The sequence below is a fragment of the Aeromonas sp. HMWF014 genome (assembly GCF_963878295.1).
Taxonomy (GTDB): domain Bacteria; phylum Pseudomonadota; class Gammaproteobacteria; order Enterobacterales; family Aeromonadaceae; genus Aeromonas; species Aeromonas popoffii.
Genome location: NZ_CAWNYS010000124.1, coordinates 1 through 1,590, shown reverse-complemented (window position 1 = coordinate 1,590; position 1,590 = coordinate 1). Strand labels below are relative to the sequence as shown.

2 protein-coding genes and 1 pseudogene are annotated in these 1,590 nt (G+C 62.1%); 2 read left to right on the top strand and 1 reads right to left on the bottom strand.

Translation table 11 applies throughout. From position 1 onward, the window contains the following. On the top strand, window positions 1-140 hold a 140-nt coding region (locus AAC083_RS04980), incomplete at its 5' end, for an AMP-binding enzyme (protein ID WP_146181580.1). Window positions 141-222: 82 nt separating this feature from the next. On the opposite strand, the gene AAC083_RS04975 is transcribed toward AAC083_RS04980, so the two are convergent. Then, the gene (locus AAC083_RS04975) at window positions 223-1,167 is read right to left on the bottom strand and encodes an amonabactin ABC transporter substrate-binding protein (RefSeq protein WP_108536004.1); all 945 of its coding nucleotides are present in this window, start codon (window positions 1,165-1,167) and stop codon (window positions 223-225) included. Window positions 1,168-1,325: 158 nt separating this feature from the next. Here AAC083_RS04975 and AAC083_RS04970 point away from each other — a divergent pair. Beyond that, window positions 1,326-1,590: pseudogene (locus AAC083_RS04970) on the top strand (phosphopantetheinyl transferase); the annotation flags it as partial.

Genomic DNA, 1,590 nt, shown 5'->3' with positions numbered 1-1,590 from the left:
TCCATCGCCTTGCCCTGCGCAAGGGGCTGCAGGCAACGCTGCCGCACTATATGGTGCCAGCGCGCATTCTTTTGCTCGATGCCTTGCCCAAGACTGGCAGCGGTAAGCTCGATAGAAAGGCGCTGCCACTGCCTGAATAGAGCGACCGAAAAGCTCATCAACAAGAAGCCCGCATGATGCGGGCTTCTTTATTTGCCACAGGAGCGCAGTTGGCGCAGGGGCTTATTGGGTGATGGGGGCCGCGTCCGGTTTGGCGAGCAGCTGCTCGACATCATCGATCACCTTGAGGGCAGCCTGGGGGCCGCCGGTGGAGGTCCACAGCGATCCGTCCACGGCGTCAAAGCGCTTGCCCTTGATGGCGTTCAGTTGCTGGAAGGCGGGGGTCTGCTCGGCCTGCTTCATGGCATCCACCGCATCGCCGCTGGCGCTCAGGGTGCCGATCACCAGCCAGTCACCGTCCAGCAGGTTGAGGGACTCCAGACTCAGGGCCGGGGAGTGGGGGGTCTTGTCGCCGATCTGGTGGGTGGGACGGGTCAGCCCCATCTCTTCCACCACGCTGCTGGCGAAGGTGCCGCTGTGCATGTAACTCGGGCCCTTCGGGTTCCAGCGCACTATGCTCAGGCGCTCGCCCTGATGCTTGGCAAGCTTGCTGCGTGCCTCCTGCAGGCGGGCGTCATATTGAGCGAGGAAGGCCTTGCCCTCGGTGTCCCGGTTCAGCACGTGGGCGCTGCGATTGAAGATCTCCTTCCAGGAGTCGCCCCAGTTGCCGGTGACAACGGTGGGGGCTATCTCTTGCAGCAGAGTCAGCAGCTCGGGTTTGGTCTGGCCGGTCAGGATGAGGTCCGGCTCCAGATCGATCAGTCGCTCCAGATTGGGGTTGTCCAGATCGCCGACCACGGCGATATGCTCGCCCGCCTTGTTCAGCAGGTAGCGGGGCAGTGTGCCCTGACCGCGACCGTTGACGGTGCCGACCGGCTGCAGCCCCAGAGTCAGGGCTGTATCCAGATCGATTTCGCTCAGCACCACGACCCGCTTGGGTTGGGCGGGCACGATCTGGGTCTTGCCATTGGCATCGGTCACCTGACGGGTTTCGGTGTTGGCCTCGGCCTGAAAACCGACCAGGCTGGCGAGTATGAGCGCGGTGGCCAGGGGGGAGGAGATCTTCATCGTTACATCCTTCTTGGTGAAATCAGCGAAAAACCGGGTCCCAAACGGGCGGACTTATCTTATCACAAATTCAAATGATAAAAGTTGTCATTTGCGTTTGTGGCGTTTGGAAGGGGCGATTTGCTATCATGGCCGCTCTCGAACCAAGGGCCTTTTCGATGTCAATCGCTTCCCTGGCTGCCACATCCCCAGGTAGCTTTATCCTGCATGCCGACAGCCTGCCGCTGCCCGGTGTTGCTGAACTTCCGCTGCAGCGAGTCTGCTTCGATCCTGGCGCCTTCACCCCGGCCTGCTATGAGCAGGCCGGGATCCTGCTGCCTGACAGTTTGCAGCGAGCGGTGCCCAAGCGGCTGGGGGAGTTTCTGGCTGGCCGGCTGGCGGCGCGCCAGGCCCTGCACCGCTTTGGGTTGGCTGATCATGTGG

What these genes read in the sequence shown, in the direction of transcription:
- AAC083_RS04975 (WP_108536004.1), bottom strand. Translation starts at nt 1,167, where the DNA reads ATGAAGATCTCCTCCCCCCTGGCCACCGCGCTCATACTCGCCAGCCTG.